The 15867-nt window shown below is 50.4% G+C and carries 15 protein-coding genes and 1 pseudogene; all 16 read right to left on the reverse strand.

The genetic code is table 11. From position 1 onward, the window contains the following. Positions 1-34: 34 nt before the first annotated feature. Complete coding sequence (truB, locus tag CODIS_RS04905; RefSeq protein ID WP_069121756.1) at positions 35-958, reverse strand: tRNA pseudouridine(55) synthase TruB; 924 nt, start codon at positions 956-958, stop codon at positions 35-37. Positions 959-993: 35 nt separating this feature from the next. After that, positions 994-1362 carry a 30S ribosome-binding factor RbfA gene (gene rbfA, locus CODIS_RS04910; RefSeq protein WP_069121757.1) on the reverse strand — a complete coding sequence of 123 codons (369 nt, stop codon included), beginning with the start codon at positions 1360-1362 and terminating at the stop codon, positions 994-996. Positions 1363-1367: 5 nt separating this feature from the next. Further along, a complete protein-coding gene (gene infB, locus CODIS_RS04915; RefSeq protein WP_069121758.1) occupies positions 1368-3953 on the reverse strand; it encodes a translation initiation factor IF-2 in 2586 nt (861 codons plus the stop codon). A gap of 89 nt (positions 3954-4042) precedes the next feature. After that, positions 4043-5536, reverse strand: coding sequence for a transcription termination factor NusA (gene nusA, locus CODIS_RS04920; protein ID WP_069121759.1), 1494 nt, complete (start codon positions 5534-5536; stop codon positions 4043-4045). A 15-nt stretch (positions 5537-5551) separates the two neighbouring features. Then, a complete protein-coding gene (rimP, locus tag CODIS_RS04925) occupies positions 5552-6070 on the reverse strand; it encodes a ribosome maturation factor RimP (RefSeq protein WP_417903652.1) in 519 nt (172 codons plus the stop codon). A 217-nt stretch (positions 6071-6287) separates the two neighbouring features. Beyond that, positions 6288-7031: a DUF1223 domain-containing protein gene (locus CODIS_RS04930; RefSeq protein ID WP_083220559.1), complete on the reverse strand. Its 744-nt coding sequence runs from the start codon at positions 7029-7031 to the stop codon at positions 6288-6290. Continuing rightward, entirely contained in the window at positions 7028-7522 is a 495-nt protein-coding gene (msrB, locus tag CODIS_RS04935) for a peptide-methionine (R)-S-oxide reductase MsrB (RefSeq protein WP_069121760.1), read from the reverse strand. Before msrB ends, CODIS_RS04930 begins: the two co-directional genes overlap by 4 nt. A 583-nt stretch (positions 7523-8105) precedes the next feature. After that, entirely contained in the window at positions 8106-8636 is a 531-nt protein-coding gene (locus tag CODIS_RS04940; RefSeq protein ID WP_069121761.1) for a hypothetical protein, read from the reverse strand. 48 nt (positions 8637-8684) lie between these two features. Continuing rightward, positions 8685-9107: a hypothetical protein gene (locus tag CODIS_RS04945; protein WP_069121762.1), complete on the reverse strand. Its 423-nt coding sequence runs from the start codon at positions 9105-9107 to the stop codon at positions 8685-8687. Positions 9108-9756: 649 nt separating this feature from the next. Beyond that, entirely contained in the window at positions 9757-10311 is a 555-nt protein-coding gene (locus CODIS_RS04955) for a hypothetical protein (protein ID WP_154723008.1), read from the reverse strand. A gap of 388 nt (positions 10312-10699) precedes the next feature. After that, positions 10700-11305 carry a hypothetical protein gene (locus CODIS_RS04960; protein WP_069121765.1) on the reverse strand — a complete coding sequence of 202 codons (606 nt, stop codon included), beginning with the start codon at positions 11303-11305 and terminating at the stop codon, positions 10700-10702. 279 nt (positions 11306-11584) lie between these two features. Beyond that, positions 11585-12196, reverse strand: coding sequence for a hypothetical protein (locus tag CODIS_RS04970; RefSeq protein WP_154723009.1), 612 nt, complete (start codon positions 12194-12196; stop codon positions 11585-11587). Positions 12197-12220: 24 nt separating this feature from the next. After that, positions 12221-13249: a phospholipase effector Tle1 domain-containing protein gene (locus CODIS_RS04975; protein ID WP_069121768.1), complete on the reverse strand. Its 1029-nt coding sequence runs from the start codon at positions 13247-13249 to the stop codon at positions 12221-12223. A 15-nt stretch (positions 13250-13264) separates the two neighbouring features. After that, positions 13265-13405 (reverse strand): annotated as a pseudogene (locus tag CODIS_RS21490) (RHS repeat-associated core domain-containing protein); the annotation flags it as partial. An 18-nt stretch (positions 13406-13423) separates the two neighbouring features. Further along, positions 13424-14041: a hypothetical protein gene (locus tag CODIS_RS04980; protein WP_069121769.1), complete on the reverse strand. Its 618-nt coding sequence runs from the start codon at positions 14039-14041 to the stop codon at positions 13424-13426. Next, a partial coding sequence (locus tag CODIS_RS04985; protein WP_201259008.1) for an RHS repeat-associated core domain-containing protein occupies positions 14038-15867 on the reverse strand: 1830 nt, incomplete at its 5' end. The genes CODIS_RS04980 and CODIS_RS04985, both read right to left, overlap by 4 nt.

The raw sequence follows: 15867 nt of genomic DNA on the forward strand, positions 1-15867 counted from the left end.
ATTCCACTACATGTGATGAATTTCTTTCTGCAATTCAATTTGTTACCTGCATGAGCCTTTTTGGCGCCACACGCCCGTCGTCGAGAACCTGGCCGACGCCGAGAAAATCGGTCTCATTGGTATAGAGACGCACCCAACCGCTGGTGGGGGCATTCGGCACCAGGATCGGTTGACCTTGTCTCATATAGAAGGCGGCATCCGCAGTCAGATCGACTTGGGGCCACTCCGCCAATGCACTCTCCAACGGCAGCAGCCAATCATCCATCTCTTTAAACAGCTTTTCGGAGAAGGCGTGCTGAACCTCACTCAAGGTGACCATCGACTGGTCATCGTAGGGACCGACTCCGGTCCGGCGCAAGCCACTGACGTAGGCGCCGCAACCCAGCTGCTTACCGATATCCTCGGCGAGGGTACGTACATAGGTGCCCTTCGAGCAGTGCACGTCCATTTCAAATTCGGGCAGGGAGAAATCGATCAACTGCAGTGAATGGATCCGGATAGTACGGGGTTCACGCTCGACCTCCACCCCTTTACGGGCCAGTTTATAGAGTCGCTCACCCTGGTGCTTGATGGCGGAGTACATGGGCGGCAGCTGTTGCTGTTCACCCAGGAAATCGGCCAGCACGTCCCTCAGCATCGCTTCAGTGACTCCGCTGGGATCGACCCGCTCGATCACCTCGCCTTCGGCATCGGCCGTGGTTCTGGTCTCACCCAGCCTGACCCTGACCCGGTAGTGTTTATCCGCATCCAACAGAAACGCCGAGAGCTTCGTCGCCTCGCCGAAACAGATCGGCAATAGACCGGTGGCGAGCGGATCGAGACTACCCGTATGTCCCGCCTTTGCCGCTTTATAGAGGAATTTCACCTCCTGCAAGGCCTTGTTCGATGTCATACCTTCCGGTTTGTCGAGCAGCAATACACCACTGATATTGCGCCCCCTGTTGCGACGACGTCCCATGCTTTTACTCTATCTTGCTTAATCGTGAGAAAGGATCAATCCAGGTCGGTGTGGTTTTCCTTCACCGCTTGATCAATTAAGGTGGAAAGATGCTCCCCCTGCTCCACCGAGGTGTCATAGACGAAATTCAATTTGGGTATTGAACGCAGCTTCATGCGATGACCCAGCAGCCAACGCAGATGACCGGCGATATGGTTCAACTGTTCGACGCTCTCTTTCCGCGAAAGCGATGATGACATGGTGGTAAAGAAGACCTTGGCCTGGGAGAGATCCCGCACCACCCGGGCTTCCTGGATGGTCACCATTCCAATGGCCGGATCCTTGACCTCTTCCCTGATCAGTCCGGCCAACTCCCGTTGCAATTCCGCACCGATACGATCTGTTCGTTTAAAATCACGCGGCATGGTGCTTATACGTTCCGCATCACTTCTGTCCGCTCGAAGACCTCGATCTGGTCGCCCACCTGCACATCGTTGTAGTTCTTTACGCCGATGCCGCACTCCATACCGTTCTTCACTTCCGCGACGTCATCCTTGAAACGACGCAAGGACTCCAGAGCCCCCTCGTATATCACCACATTGTCACGCAGCACACGGATCGGGTTATTGCGTTTCACCATGCCTTCGATAACCATACAACCGGCAATCGCACCAAGCTTGGAGTTGCGGAACACATCACGCACCTCGGCCAGTCCGATAATCTCCTCGCGGATTTCCGGAGAGAGCATACCCGATATGGCCTTTTTCACATCATCGATGATTTCATAGATGATGCCGTAGTAGCGCATGTCGATGCCTTGCTCTTCAACCACCCTGCGCGCACCTGCATCGGCACGCACATTAAAGCCGATGATGATGGCATTTGATGTCACTGCCAGGTTGGCGTCAGACTCATTGATGCCGCCTACGCCTGATGCAACCACGGACACTTTCACCTCCGCTGTGGAGGTATTTGCCAGTGCCTCTTTCAATGCCTCCACACTGCCCTGAACATCAGCCTTGACGATCACATTCAACGACTGGGTTTCACCCTCTTCCATTTGGGTGAACATCTCGTCAAGTTTCGCCGCTTTCTGTGCCGCCAAACGGGTATCCCGTTGCTTGTCATGGCGCAGTTCGGCAATCTCACGGGCACGCCGCTCATCGCTGACCACCCGAACATCATCACCCGCTTCCGGTGTGCCCGAGAGGCCGAGCACCACCACAGGTATGGAAGGACCGGCGGTCTTGATGGGGCGCCCGTTCTCATCAAACATGGCACGCACGCGACCATACTCCTTTCCGGATACGATGACATCGCCGCGCGTTAAAGTTCCGGACTGCACCAGCACAGTTGCCACCGGTCCCCGGCCCTTGTCCAGGGAGGACTCAACGATCGATCCCGTGGCATTGCCTTCCTGCACAGCCTTCAGCTCCAGCACCTCGGCCTGCAGCAGAATCGCATCGAGCAGTTCATCTATACCCTGGCCGGTTTTGGCGGAGACCTTCACGAACATGGTGTCGCCCCCCCACTCCTCGGGAATCACCTCCTCCTGGGAGAGTTCCTGGATGACACGGTCGGGATTCGCCTCCTCTTTATCGATCTTATTGATTGCGACAATCAACGGCACCTCGGCCGCCTTGGCATGCTGAATCGCCTCCTTGGTCTGTGGCATGACTCCGTCGTCGGCGGAGACCACAAGAATGACAATATCGGTCACCTTGGCGCCACGGGCGCGCATGGCTGTGAAGGCGGCGTGTCCCGGTGTATCCAGAAAGGAGACGGTGCCTTTATCGGTGTCCACGTGATAGGCGCCGATGTGCTGGGTAATGCCGCCCGCTTCACCCGCCGCTACCCGGCTGGTGCGAATATAATCGAGCAGTGAGGTCTTGCCGTGGTCGACGTGTCCCATGATGGTGACCACCGGCGGCCGCTGGACAGACTCTCCGGTAGTCTGTGACTCTTCCATACTCAGCAGATCGGCTTCAATATCCTCATCGCGCTGATGGACCGGCACATGCCCCATCTCCTCGACAACCAGAATCGCCGTATCGCGATCCAACGGTTGATTGATGGTTACCATCATGCCCATTTTCATCAAAACCTTGATGACTTCAGCGGCCTTGATCGACATCCGCTGCGCCAATTCAGCCACCGTGATGCTCTCGGGTATTTTGACTTCGTGCACGACCGGAGTGGTGGGGCGTTGAAAACCGTGTTGGCTCTCGCTGCTCGCAGCGGCAGTCGATCTGCGTTGCTTGGCGGGTTTTTTCTTACGACGTCCCTTTGCACCATCAGCCACATGCAGCTCTTTACGCTCCAACCGCTGCTCGCCCTCAAGCTCCAGACCCTCGCGCTTGCTCTCTTTACGACTCTTCTTGCCACGGCCGGATTCCGGTTTGGGGGCAGGCTTCTCCTGCACCAATTCAGGCTCCTCGGCCTTGATTATTTCCGCTTCGACCACCTTGCGTGCAGCCTCCTCTTCAGCGGCCTTGCGAGCAGCCTCTGCCTCTTCTTCAGCCTTCTTTGCCGCTTCCTCTTCAGCCCTTTTTGCCGCCTCGGCCGCTTTTCGCGCCTCGATTTCAGCCTCGATGGCAGCCCTGGCCTTTGCCTGTTCGTCGAGCGCCTTGCGCGCTTCTTCCGCCTCTTTCGACTTACGTTCGTCAGATTCAACAGCGGCTCGCTTGACATAGGTACGCTTCTTACGCACCTCCACACTGACCGTCTTGGCAGGCGCCGTCGATGCGCGGCTCAAGGTACTGCGTGAAGCTGTCGGCTGGCGTAGTTCACTAACGGTTTTGCGACGCAAGGTGACCTTGCTCGGCGCTGTCACACCGGCACTCTTTTCCTTGCCGTGACTCTCGCGCAGATAGTGCAGCAGTTTGGCTTTCTCCTCATCAGAGATCCTATCGTCAGGCGTCTTGGCCTGGATGCCTGCATCCTCCAGCTGTTCCATCAAGCGATCGGCAGGAATACCAACGACATTTGCAAGTTGTGCTACCGTTACTTCACTCATACATCAGGCCTCTTGAATTTGCCTTATCCATCTTTTCCTATGCTATACCTTCATACCGGACTCACATGCGGCGTAAAGCTACACAACTACTATTTTGCCTCTTCGAACCAAGGTGCCCGGGCTGTCATGATCAGCTTTCCGGCACGATCTTCATCCATTCCATCGATCTCCATCAGATCATCGATGGATTGTTCCGCAAGGTCCTCCATCGTCACCACGCCACGACCGGCAAGCGTAAACGCGAGCTGTTTATCCATGCCCTGCATGGTCAACAGGTCCTCGGCTGGTTCACGGAACGCCTCTTCATTGGCGATGGCCCGGGTCAGCAGAAAATCTTTCGCCCGGTTACGCAGCTCGTTGATTAGATCCTCATCGAACTCTTCGATGGTAAGCATCTCCTCGATCGGGACATAGGCAACCTCATCGACACTGGTAAATCCTTCCTGCACCAGTATTGCCGCCACATCCTCGTCCACATCCAGCTGCTCCATGAAGGCATCCATGAATCCCTTGGCTTCCGATTCACTCTTCTCCGACGCCTGGGCCTCATCCATGACATTCAATTCCCAGCCGGTCAATTGACTGGCCAAACGCACGTTCTGTCCGCCGCGGCCGATGGCCTGGGAAAGATTCTCTTCGCTCACCGCCACATCCATGGTGTGTGTATCTTCGTCCACCACAATCGAAACCACGTCCGCCGGCGACATGGCGTTGATCACATACTGCGCCGGGTTGTCGTTCCACAAGATGATGTCGACACGCTCGCCATTCAACTCGTTGGATACCGCCTGCACCCTTGAGCCGCGCATACCGACGCAGGCCCCCACGGGGTCGATACGCTGATCGTGGGCCTTGACCGCAATCTTGGCGCGCAGGCCGGGATCCCGGGCGGCGCTCTTGATTTCGATCAGACCCTCGCCCACCTCGGGCACCTCGAGCTTGAACAGCTCGATCAACAGCTCCGGCATGGTGCGGCTGATAAAGAGCTGCGGGCCGCGGGGTTCGGAGCGAATCTCATACAGGTATCCACGGATGCGGTCACCTACCCGGATCGACTCCTTGGGAATCATATGTTCACGCCCGATAAAGGCCTCTGCGTTGCCACCCAGATCGAGGAAGACATTACCACGGTCGATTCGCTTGACGACGCCGGTGACCAACTCACCCTCCCGTCCCTGATACGCCTCCACCACTTTCGCCCTTTCGGCTTCCCGCACTTTCTGCACGATCACCTGCTTGGCGGCTTGTGCGGCAATACGACCGAACTCGATGGACTCGATCGGTTCCTCGACGAACTCGCCGACTTCTATTTCGGGATACTCCGCTCTGGCGACATCCAGGATAATTTGGCGCAGCGGCGCATCCGGTTCATCCTCCGAATAGGCCTCCACCACTTCCCATCGACGAAAGGTGTCGTAATCACCCGTGGTCCGGTCGATCGCCACGCGCACCAGAATGTCATCGCCATTACGCTTGCGTGTGGCGGATGCCAAGGCAGCCTCAATGGCTTCAAAGATGATTCTCTTTTCGACATCTTTCTCATTGGAAACCGCATCCACGACCAGCAATATCTCTTTACTCATCAATTGTTTCCCAATTTAAATATCCGGTATCAAACGTGCTGAATCGATCAGTTCAATCGCTATCCCATGGAGTTTTCCATCTTCCTCGATCAATACCTGATTCTCAGCCACGCCCCGAAGTACACCCGTAAAACGGTGACGGCCTTCAATCTTGGTATGGGTTTTCACCCGCACCTTGTTTCCCTGGAACCGCACAAAATGCTCACGTTCAAACAGGGGCCGGTCCAATCCTGGTGAAGAGACCTCGAGCTGGTACTGCTCCTTGATCGGATCCTCCACATCAAGCACACCGCTGATCTGATGACTGACCTGTACACAGTCATCGAGACCGATACCGTCTGCATGGTCGATATAGACCCTCAGCAGGGCGCCTCCCTTGCCCTGTCCCGTCAACTCCAAGCCGACCAGCTCATAGCCCAACAGCTCCACTTCAGCACGGACCAGGGATTTCAATTTTTCCGGAGCCGATCGCATTTCTTCACCGCAATAAAAAATGGGCTCATGGCCCATCCCGTCGTCCTCGATATCCGACACCCGGCCGGATCTACCATCCGCCTGGGCCCAGGTCGTACACTCGAAAACAAAAAAACCCCGCTGTCGGGGTTTTATTATAGTTCGCTGCGGCAGATCAAGGCGTTTCAGGGCCGATGCACGTCCGCAAATTCGACGCGAAGAATAGCACAGGCCGTAAGCCTTATCAATTAGGAGTGTTAAAAGATCCTATCGCCTGTCGACACTAACCCAATCAACCCTAAGGCAACCAGCCGCCAGCCGCCTGTACCTGCCGACTGCTGTCCGGTCGAGTGAGCCAGGCAACCACGGCTAGTCTATCCGCTTCATTAGCGGAGAGTTCGGGCCAGGTAAAACGCCACTCTCCTTCCTCTGACGCCGCTTGTTGGTGACTCAATACCACAAAGCTCTCCTCCAGGGTTCTGCCCCGGTTTTCACCGCCGCCGATACGACTGGAGAGGCCAAATCCGAGAATCGCGAAATGGGCCTCAAGCTTGCCCCCCTGCAGATGGGGCTGAGGCGAGAACTTAAGTGTAGCCCCCGTCCCTGGATCGACTTGCATAGTCAAACGTCCTACCTGTTCATTGGCAGACAGATCGAGTTCAGGCCGGTAGAACCATTGACGCCACTCCTGCCCGTTGAGGACGAATCCCGGTGTATAGACTGAGCGGATCGCACCCTGCCGACGGTGATCGCGCTGCCTCTTGCTGAAGGCCGGCGATGCGAAGCGGTCCGGCCAGCCCAAGTCATCCCAGTAATCCACATGAAACGCCAGCGGAATAAGCTTTTGCCACAATCCCGGATGCCGCTCCAGTTTCCTCAGCCAGGCATCCGCGGGGGGACAACTGCTGCAGCCGTGTGATGTATAGAGCTCCAGCAGATTGACCCGTTCCACCGGGCTCTGCAAGGTCAGGGCCTGGGTGGGCTGAGCGACAACGGCCGCCATCAGTCCGCCGCTCAGCAACAAGCCGCGCCAGCCGTTCATGCTTCCGCCGGAATGAACTTCAATGCAATACCGTTGTTACAGTAGCGCAACCCGGTCGGCTTCGGCCCATCATTGAAAACATGCCCATGATGACCGCCGCAGCGGGCGCAATGATACTCGGTACGTGGCCAGATCAGCTTGTAATCCTTCTTGGTACCCAGCGCGCCGGGCAGATGGTCGTAGAAACTTGGCCATCCGGTCCCGCTCTCATACTTGGTCGACGAGGCAAACAGGTGATTATCGCAACCCGCGCAGGCGTAGACACCCTCGCGCTTCTCCTTCAACAGGGGGCTCGTACCCGGTCGTTCCGTACCCTCTTCCCGCAGGATATGATACTGCTCAGGCGTCAACCGTTCGCGCCACTGCGCATCGGTCAAATCTATTTTTTCGTTTTGCATGGCTCTATCATCCTGTCTGGCTAGTACCGACTGACCAACAACCGGCAACAATGCTGCCGCGCCCAACAGCTTAATCAAACTTCTTCGCTTCATCACTCTTCTCCTCACACGCGCGACTCCCCGATAGACAGGAACCGCATAGGACATCTGACAGGAATTCTAAGCTGAGATTCACCACGATAGTCGGGGTAAAAAACGGGGAAATCTGCTATTTTATCAATGAACCCGGTCGCTTATGGTTCTGAATATAGGGCGGCAAGATCCAGAGAGGATCACGTAGTTATCACAATTGCATCACGAAAAGACTCGATAACCCTCTATCAGAATTTCTAATTATTTATTTTTTAAATAGCTTGAATCTCATCAGGGTGCGGTGCTTATAACGCACATCAAAGAAGCCGGATATTTATCTCCGGTTATTCAAAAGCAAAAACCTCGTTCAAACACTGAGCGGAGCTTTTAGGATGGATGTCCATGCAGTGCATTACTCCCGGTATAATCCAAGGGTCTGACCGGCGATCAGACCCTCAGCCAACACTAATGCAAATTGAATCGGTATGGCTTGTACCACTACACCGCAAAACATTTATGCTTTGACCTCAAGTTGCAAGCCGTTAACGAGTGATTGGCCACGACATGATTAATATAAATAGCATCTGTCGGCCTGCAGAATCCGTTACTGTGCAACAATCAGGGCTTCTGCTATAAATTGATCATTTGTCATTTGTTGTTGTTCTTCAATAGAGCCATCATTGTTTTCATCAAGTATTACCTGGACAATATCGGGTCCGGCCACAGTGACTTCTATTCGGTCACCTTGATAGAACACTGAATATCTTCCTGCAGATAAGACCGAATTAATGATCTTCATATCATCCAGTACAGTTGTAGTGTACGAGAAAGCAGTGTTTTCTTTATTAAGTAAATCTAAATCCCAGTATAGATAAGTATCGTTTGTTGAGTCATTCTGATATCTTTCAAAAATCATTCTAGAAAAACGAGCTTTATCGTCTTCATAATGCGGCGCCGGATGTTCGGTCGTGTTTGGGTTACCTTTATAGGATCCATCGATTTCATAGCGATCTGAATTGATTCCTATAATGTTTGCATCACCGAGTCCTTCTTGCTTAATTCTCATATTTACAATTAGTGGTCCTCCATCAATAATTTTATTGCTAACAGCATCATATATTGCTCGAAAGTCCATATTGCTTAATTCATTGTTTTCGATAATGTCGATAGATGAGGTGCCTTCCTACACCCCCTTACCATTGTTGCAATGCAGGTATGTTACTGTCAGATTGTCGCCTGGATTGAGAGACTCCTCAGGCCCGGACTTTTGCACATTGACACTCTTTTCACCACTGTTATCGCATGCAGTTACTTTCTGTCCGGATTCTTCATGATATAGTGCAAACTTGGCAAAGTGCGGTTCAACTGCATAAATACCACCCAGACCAGCCTGGGTAAAGTAGACCTGTGCTGCTGTTGTTATATAGTTCCCGGATCTATTCTCAATACCAGTGTCACTATTGATATCACTGGCATCGTCAATAGCGACATCACCAGCGCCATCACCGCCCCCTCCTCCGCATGCGACTAAAGTAATAGCAATAAAAAATGCGTTATTTAATTTAGAAAACAAATTTATCCGTTTAGAGTTGAGTATGACGTCCATTTCATTCTCCTAAAAAAATACTATTGAGTTACGATGAAGTGTGCTGGTGTTGGATGATCAGCACGCTAGGGTATTTTATTTCAATTGTTGTTAAGAATATTAGAATCAGTTCGCGATAAGACTATTTTCACCAGAAATATTCGTAAAAGTAATATTGGCTTGTGTGCAGGATGTAGTACCATAAACCCATACTGCATATGTAGCGCTACTATTTGGTTGCTATACGTGACATCAATCCTGGAGTTTTGAAAATATTGCGCCAAGAAACCCATGATTATAGCTGGATTTCTGTACTGCATACTCAAAGGCCACGAAATCCAGTTTATTTACCGGATACTCAGTAAAGAAATTGAGACCATACCAATGTTCCGGATCAGCTGGCATCCGACGAAAACAATACTTTCATCGACTGCCACTATGGGTTTGATGTACCCTTTTAAAAATCTTGAATTTTATGCCCGTAATAACAATTACCACCTACATATCCTCAATCAACAACCATATCGACAAATACAGTTACTATAATGTGTGACTTGAGGATAATTCTGGTTTTCCATGACTTAGGCACAGTTTCGTTCCTTGAATTTTAAGCTTCACAGAAGCTTGTTACACGGTTTTGTCTTTGCAGTAAACTTATTATCTATTACATCTACCTTCTTCTTTTACTAGATAAAGCCTGCTTATCAACACAGATCATAATAATTTTCTGTTTAGGATTATTCGGGTGAGTCATTATCAAATGATCGTAACGGGCAGTGACATCTTGATGACAAACTTTCAAGTGAAGTTTCGACTTGCCATCACAACGAGTATATTTAACACCCTTATATTCTTCCAATGCGCTTTTAATCTCATCAAATCCAACTCCCAATACAATACTCACACCACTTAATGGACCAAAACCATACAGCCCAATAAATTGAAGAGGACTACCCAAAACTTCGGTTTTATCTTTTGGCGTATAAAATCCATTAACCTCAGCACGTTCCACACTCTTCATATTACGGATATCATGTAAAGTCCGCTCCATGCTCCGTATTCTTGGATCTTTGTCACTACCCCCATGGAATTTCACGGCAGGGAAGTCCGCTCCATAACAGGTTGTCAAATCCAATAGTGTTTCGCTGGTTATCTCGGCATAGAGGATTTTTCCATTGGATAGGCATAATAGGAGCATTGCTATTGAGTATTTGAATCCTTTCATGTTCATTTACGGTCCTTGGTATATACATTGAACTAATGTAGTGTCAACGGATGAATAGGGTAGAGGCGAACACTCTTGCTGTAGTATATCCCGCGATATCGGAACCACTATTAAACGCCAGTACCCCTGCCTCTCTCCGAGATATAAAATCTAACCAGAATTACTTACATGCTTAACAAGCTTTACACCTCTTGTTTTTATACTGCTCACAACAGTCTTGAAATCCACATCGAACCTTGCAAAGGGGCCTATGTGTTCACCATGTGCATGACCAATGTAGACTGGGTGCAATCCAAGTAGATCGAGTTCGCCAACCACTCGATCCTGAGGAGAATATTTTTCCATTGCTCATCAATTAGTTTGTTGCTTATTGGCAAAAATCAACCTATCAATCCTCAGGCTCGTAGCGAATTACGGTTTCTTTTTCTCCCGGTTCCAAAAAACGTTTCACAATGTCTATATTACCACCGTAAACAAGCGCCTTTGATGGCGTGAATTTCTTGCGTCTGTAACCCATATCAGTTGCATCGGATAACAGCCAGGCATAACTGAGTCCATTGTCCTCGAAAACCAAAACAATATCCCATACACGATCCCATGTGGATCGCGGTGCCCTATAGCGCCTGATCACTTCCTCCCGCCCTGGAATATTCAGCTCGACCACTTGCTCATGTTTTGCACCATTGGCATCATACCAGCTTACATCGATACGCTTAGGAACTAGGATTTTTTTGTCCGGAAAGATAGAGTAGCCCCCTCCCCCAGGCATCATCGCAGGCTTGAGCTCAGTCGTTCTAAGCGATTTTTGACAAATACGATCAGGCGCGGTACACCAGGCTATGCCAAATAAACTTTTGGATCCTAGGTTGGCTGGTGATCTGATCGATAGATAATCACCATCCCATCCAGCCAATGTACCGGTAACCCTCGTGCAACCACTCGATAATGGCAAGGTGATCACCAAACTGATGTACAAGAGCGTTTGTTTTTTCATCTGCTTTTTCCAGTTTTTGTAAAATCAATACAATTCATCTATGCTTCGGTGCTGGTTTAGCCAGCTATCGTAGGCGCCAATATCAACAGTGCCTAGCACCCCATCTCGTATGATTTTGCTATCGATATAAGCCTCCAACTGTAGATAGAGCGTTTGATTTGACTGGTTATTCTTAACTGTGGTGCAACCATTCAATAACAGTATTACAATAATCAAACCTACGGAGAATTTTATTCCATTGCTCATCAGTTAGTCCGTTGCTTATTGGCACAAATGAACCTATCGATTCTCAGGCTCGTAGCGAATCACGGTTTCTTCTTCTCCCGGTTCCAAAAAACGTTTCACTATGTCTAAATTTCCACCGTAAACAAGTGCCTTAGGTGGTGTGAATTTTCGATTTCTGTAACCCATATTAGTTGCATCGGATAACAGCCAGGTGTGTACAATAGGCTCATCATCTCTAAATATCAGAACGATATCCCACTTCCGATGCCATGTGCTTCGCGGCGCCCCATAGCGCCGGATGACTTCTTCCAGCCTGGGTATGTCCAACTCAACAACCTGCTGGCGTTTTACACCATTGGCATCATACCAGCTGACCTCCATGCGCTCAGGCACACGTATGTTGTTACTTGGTGAAACAGAGTACCCTCCCCCCCCAGGTTTCATCCCAGGTTTAAGTTCAACCCCAGGAAGCGATTTTTGACAGATCCTATCAGGCGCAGTACACCAAGTTATACCGAACACACTTTTCGTCCCCAGGTTGGCCGGTGTTGTAATATTCAGGCTTGCGCCTTCCCAGCCGGCCAATGTACCGGCAACCCTCGTACAACCAAACAACATCAGCAGGTTGATCATCAAACCAACGTACAAGAGCGTTTGTTTTTTCATCTGCTTTTTCCAGTCTTTGTAAAATCAATACAGTACATCTACGCTTCGGTGCTGGTTTAGCCAGCTATCGTAGGCGTCTATATCAATGATGCCAACCACACCATCCTGTGCGGTACTGCGATCAATATATGGTTCCAGCTGCTGATAGAGTGGATCGTCACGTTGATAAACGGGTTGACTGCCTCCTGACTCCTCTGGATTCAGCAAATTTTGTTGCTGTTGTGCATTCCAGTCAGGATCATCCGGGTAGCGTATCACACGGTCGATGTTGCCACCGGAATCATGCAGTGTCGGATTACTGATTGTCCTGTGTTCTAGACTCAACTCGCCCATCTCGATGCCGGCACGCTCTGCCTGGTTGACCATCCATTGCAAGGGAATATCCGACAGATCGCCATTCTGTGCGACACCCTGGTCATTTCGGTTATAGCCACCACCAAGATCGGAGTGGGCGCCGAGAAAACCCTGCTCGACCCGGTTTGCTGAGAGACCACCACCGCCGGAGTGGTCTATGGAATCCAAGGGAAATAGTGGGCGGTGTTCATTCAGGGCGTAGGCTTGGGCCACATGACCGATGCGGTCAGAAATGGTGAAATCATACAGAAAGCCGCAGCTGTTGGTTGCCGAGCCATCTACCATGTTTGTACTAACGCTATCAAACAGCCCCATAAAACGGATCGTGAAGGGTTGGCCGTACGTGGGGTCGTCAAACTCTCCATTAGCCTGCATACCGAGGATGACATTGGCAAACTCGCGGGCCATTGCCGCGCCCCGGCTAAAGCCAACAATGTCGATCATTCTGTCATCTAAATCCATTAGATGTGCCTGTAACAGCTCTACGGCTTGTTCTATTCTGTCCCTTGCACCTACTGCAAATCCTCCACCAAAAATCGAATCAATGTTTCCGTCGGTACCGACACCAGGGATGTATTCAGATGAACCAAGTCCATTGGCCTGTTCATAGTATTGACGAAAGAGCTCGACATTACTTGTTATTGCCATTCTTGGGTCGGTGCTGTCCCGATCTATCCAGATACCGTCAAAGGCAAACAACAGTAATCCTAATGGGTCAATTGCACCTAATGGATCTCCAGCCACATAAGCATAGGTATTCAGCCCACCCTTGAGCCCGATGGGATCACTGGTCAGATATCTTCCGGTGTGGGGGTCATAGTCCCTGTGGTAGTTGTAATAGGTTCCCGATTCCTGATCCTCATACTGGCTGGGCTACTCGATTCGCTGGTAAGGATGGCCTTCACCCCAAATACAGTTGTATCTTTTCACATATTTATCCAGAGGAATCATGCGATCTACATCGATTTCCTGATCGATGCCTTTCGTTGTCTCAATTTTTACTTCTGCATTCGCCTCTTCCGGACGATTGCTAATGCGGTAATCAAAATAGTAATTCAGTTTTATGAAGCCACCCGGGGTAATTGCCAGATTATTGATTTCGTTTCCCTCCCAGGTGCTCGCGCATTTCAAACCGTCACACGACGCAAAATCAGTCACATCAATTCGGCTGATTGGTAGATTTTCATCGTCTATGGTCACTCTTAACTTTATAACATCAATAATTAATTTATTACTCTGTCTATTGGTAAGACTAATCGTGATAAAAGGACTGTTATACTTACCCAAAAAAGTGAAATCGATAACAGCCTCAAACACTGAATTATTTGCAAGGGTCAGTTGCTGCGAGATAGAATAAGAATCCTCGACGACCTCCTTCTCTCTGGGTATCCAATCAATATCGGTGGTACATGGAATCTTGGAATCAATATCGCTGCAAGATACCGCCAACAAAGAAAGCACTGTGATAACTACTATATTTTGCAGCTTCATTGCACAGAACCATCCCGCCGATCAGCATCAATTGTGTCTACTGTCCCATCTCCGTCGTCATCGTTATCGATATTGTCCAAATCCCCATCGCCATCGGTATCGACGTTGTGAGCGTCTAATTGATTAATTGTGCCTGCCGAAAAATAGCCATGATCAAGCCTATTTCCACTTAGCGCGTCGACACCAGACCAATCATCACCCCGCACCACATCCAATCCGACAAAGTCAATAATCGTATGAGCCCAGCTATTGCTGTTTACATATCCGTCGCTTTCTTGCAATTGCTGGGTTGCACTCGGGTATCTAATATTTAAGGAAGCTTCTTTTCTTGCGTAGTTTTGCACAGCTGCAATTATATCTTCGATTATTTGGGTATCGGACCGTGGTGGAACGTTAGTGTTTGGACTGCACAAGCTGCTGGTTGCGGAAAAGTCGGGTCTCCAAAAAGATGTATACTGGCCTGGATTATAGAACTCCTGGGTAGCTTCATAATCAGCACTATTAAATGGCTGTACGATCAGCCGATCGTTATCGTTTTGAGCACCTATCACAAAGCCATAAGTTCCGTTACCCAGGTCTTGGAGAGTCATACTGAAGTTTCCAATGTTATACGATCTCCCGGAAAAGTCATTGGGATTGTCTGGTACAAGGACCAAATATTTGTGCCGACCTACGAAAACACCATCCAAATCTCGGTCAAACATAAAGACATCTAGGCCGTATGGATCAAAATATTGAACTGGATTTGATAAAGCATAAGCATAGGTATTCAATCCACCCTTGAGTCCAATAGGATCGCTGGTCAGATATCTTCCCGTGTTCGGATCATAGTCCCTGTGGTAGTTGTAGTAGGTATTGGTCTCCTGATCCTCATACTGACCGGGCAACCTGAGATTGAGCGTGATCGCTTGTTGTTCGATCCGGATCAATCCAAATGGACTGTAGTCCGCCGACCAGATCGTTTGCTGATCTTCGTCGGTAACCGCTCTCGGGGCGCCCAGATGATCGGTATGGATCGCATAGGCGGTCTTGCCTTCGAGTTTTAGGATCGGCCGTTGTTGCTGATAGTGGTATTGCGCGGTGACCTTACCGCTTTCATCGGCCTCGGCCGTCAGCTGATGAGAATCGTAGAGGTAGTAGGTAACTTTAGGTCGCTTCGAGTTTGTATAAACGACCTTTTTGATCCGCTCCCCAAAACGATTGTAGGCGTACGCCGCCACCAGGGTCTTGTTATCTGGATGTTCGGGATCAACCCGGTAGAGTTTCACCGGACGTTGCTGATCGTCGTATTCGAAGTAACGCTCACCGATCTGTTCGGGACTACCCGCTGGGTTGTATTGGTAGCTTTCTAATTCTCCGTTTTGTTGACTCAGCAGCCGGTTGCCCTCACCCGGATCGGGGTAGCGGTTTTCCTGGGTGGTGGTGTTGCCCGCTGGATCGGTATGTTGTTTTTGCGTCCGGTTACCCAGACTGTCGTAGTCATAGCGATAGCTGCCCAGTTGGGTCTCGGCCTGGCTCAGCCTTCCAAATAGGTCGTAGTCGTAGTTCTGTAGCAGGCCGTTGTAGTCGATGCCGGTGATCCTGCCCTGTGCATCGTAGTGGTAGCTGAGCTTGAGCAGTTTGCTGTGATTGATGGCCGTGGTTCTGCTCAGCTTGTCGTGGTATCGGGTTTCTCGCAGGCCGTTACCGAAGGTCAACCCAGTGGCGCCATCGCTCTGATCCTGGTCGATCTCGCCCACCAACGTGTCCGCTTTCAGCCCCATCAGGCTCTTGCGGGTGATGGCGCGCAGTTGCCCCTTTTGGTTGCCTTCCCGGTAGTAGTGGTA

This window comes from Candidatus Thiodiazotropha endolucinida, from assembly GCF_001715975.1.
GTDB classification, from domain to species: domain Bacteria; phylum Pseudomonadota; class Gammaproteobacteria; order Chromatiales; family Chromatiaceae; genus Thiodiazotropha; species Thiodiazotropha endolucinida.

Bases quoted from the DNA above. Each gene is read 5' to 3' on its own strand.
- truB (WP_069121756.1), bottom strand. From the start codon at position 958: ATGGGACGTCGTCGCAACAGGGGGCGCAATATCAGTGGTGTATTGCTG.
- rbfA (WP_069121757.1), bottom strand. From the start codon at position 1,362: ATGCCGCGTGATTTTAAACGAACAGATCGTATCGGTGCGGAATTGCAA.
- infB (WP_069121758.1), bottom strand. From the start codon at position 3,953: ATGAGTGAAGTAACGGTAGCACAACTTGCAAATGTCGTTGGTATTCCT.
- nusA (WP_069121759.1), bottom strand. From the start codon at position 5,536: ATGAGTAAAGAGATATTGCTGGTCGTGGATGCGGTTTCCAATGAGAAA.
- CODIS_RS04930 (WP_083220559.1), bottom strand. From the start codon at position 7,031: ATGAACGGCTGGCGCGGCTTGTTGCTGAGCGGCGGACTGATGGCGGCC.
- msrB (WP_069121760.1), bottom strand. From the start codon at position 7,522: ATGAAGCGAAGAAGTTTGATTAAGCTGTTGGGCGCGGCAGCATTGTTG.
- CODIS_RS04940 (WP_069121761.1), bottom strand. From the start codon at position 8,636: ATGGACTTTCGAGCAATATATGATGCTGTTAGCAATAAAATTATTGAT.
- CODIS_RS04945 (WP_069121762.1), bottom strand. From the start codon at position 9,107: ATGGACGTCATACTCAACTCTAAACGGATAAATTTGTTTTCTAAATTA.
- CODIS_RS04955 (WP_154723008.1), bottom strand. From the start codon at position 10,311: ATGAAAGGATTCAAATACTCAATAGCAATGCTCCTATTATGCCTATCC.
- CODIS_RS04960 (WP_069121765.1), bottom strand. From the start codon at position 11,305: ATGAAAAAACAAACGCTCTTGTACATCAGTTTGGTGATCACCTTGCCA.
- CODIS_RS04970 (WP_154723009.1), bottom strand. From the start codon at position 12,196: ATGAAAAAACAAACGCTCTTGTACGTTGGTTTGATGATCAACCTGCTG.
- CODIS_RS04980 (WP_069121769.1), bottom strand. From the start codon at position 14,041: ATGAAGCTGCAAAATATAGTAGTTATCACAGTGCTTTCTTTGTTGGCG.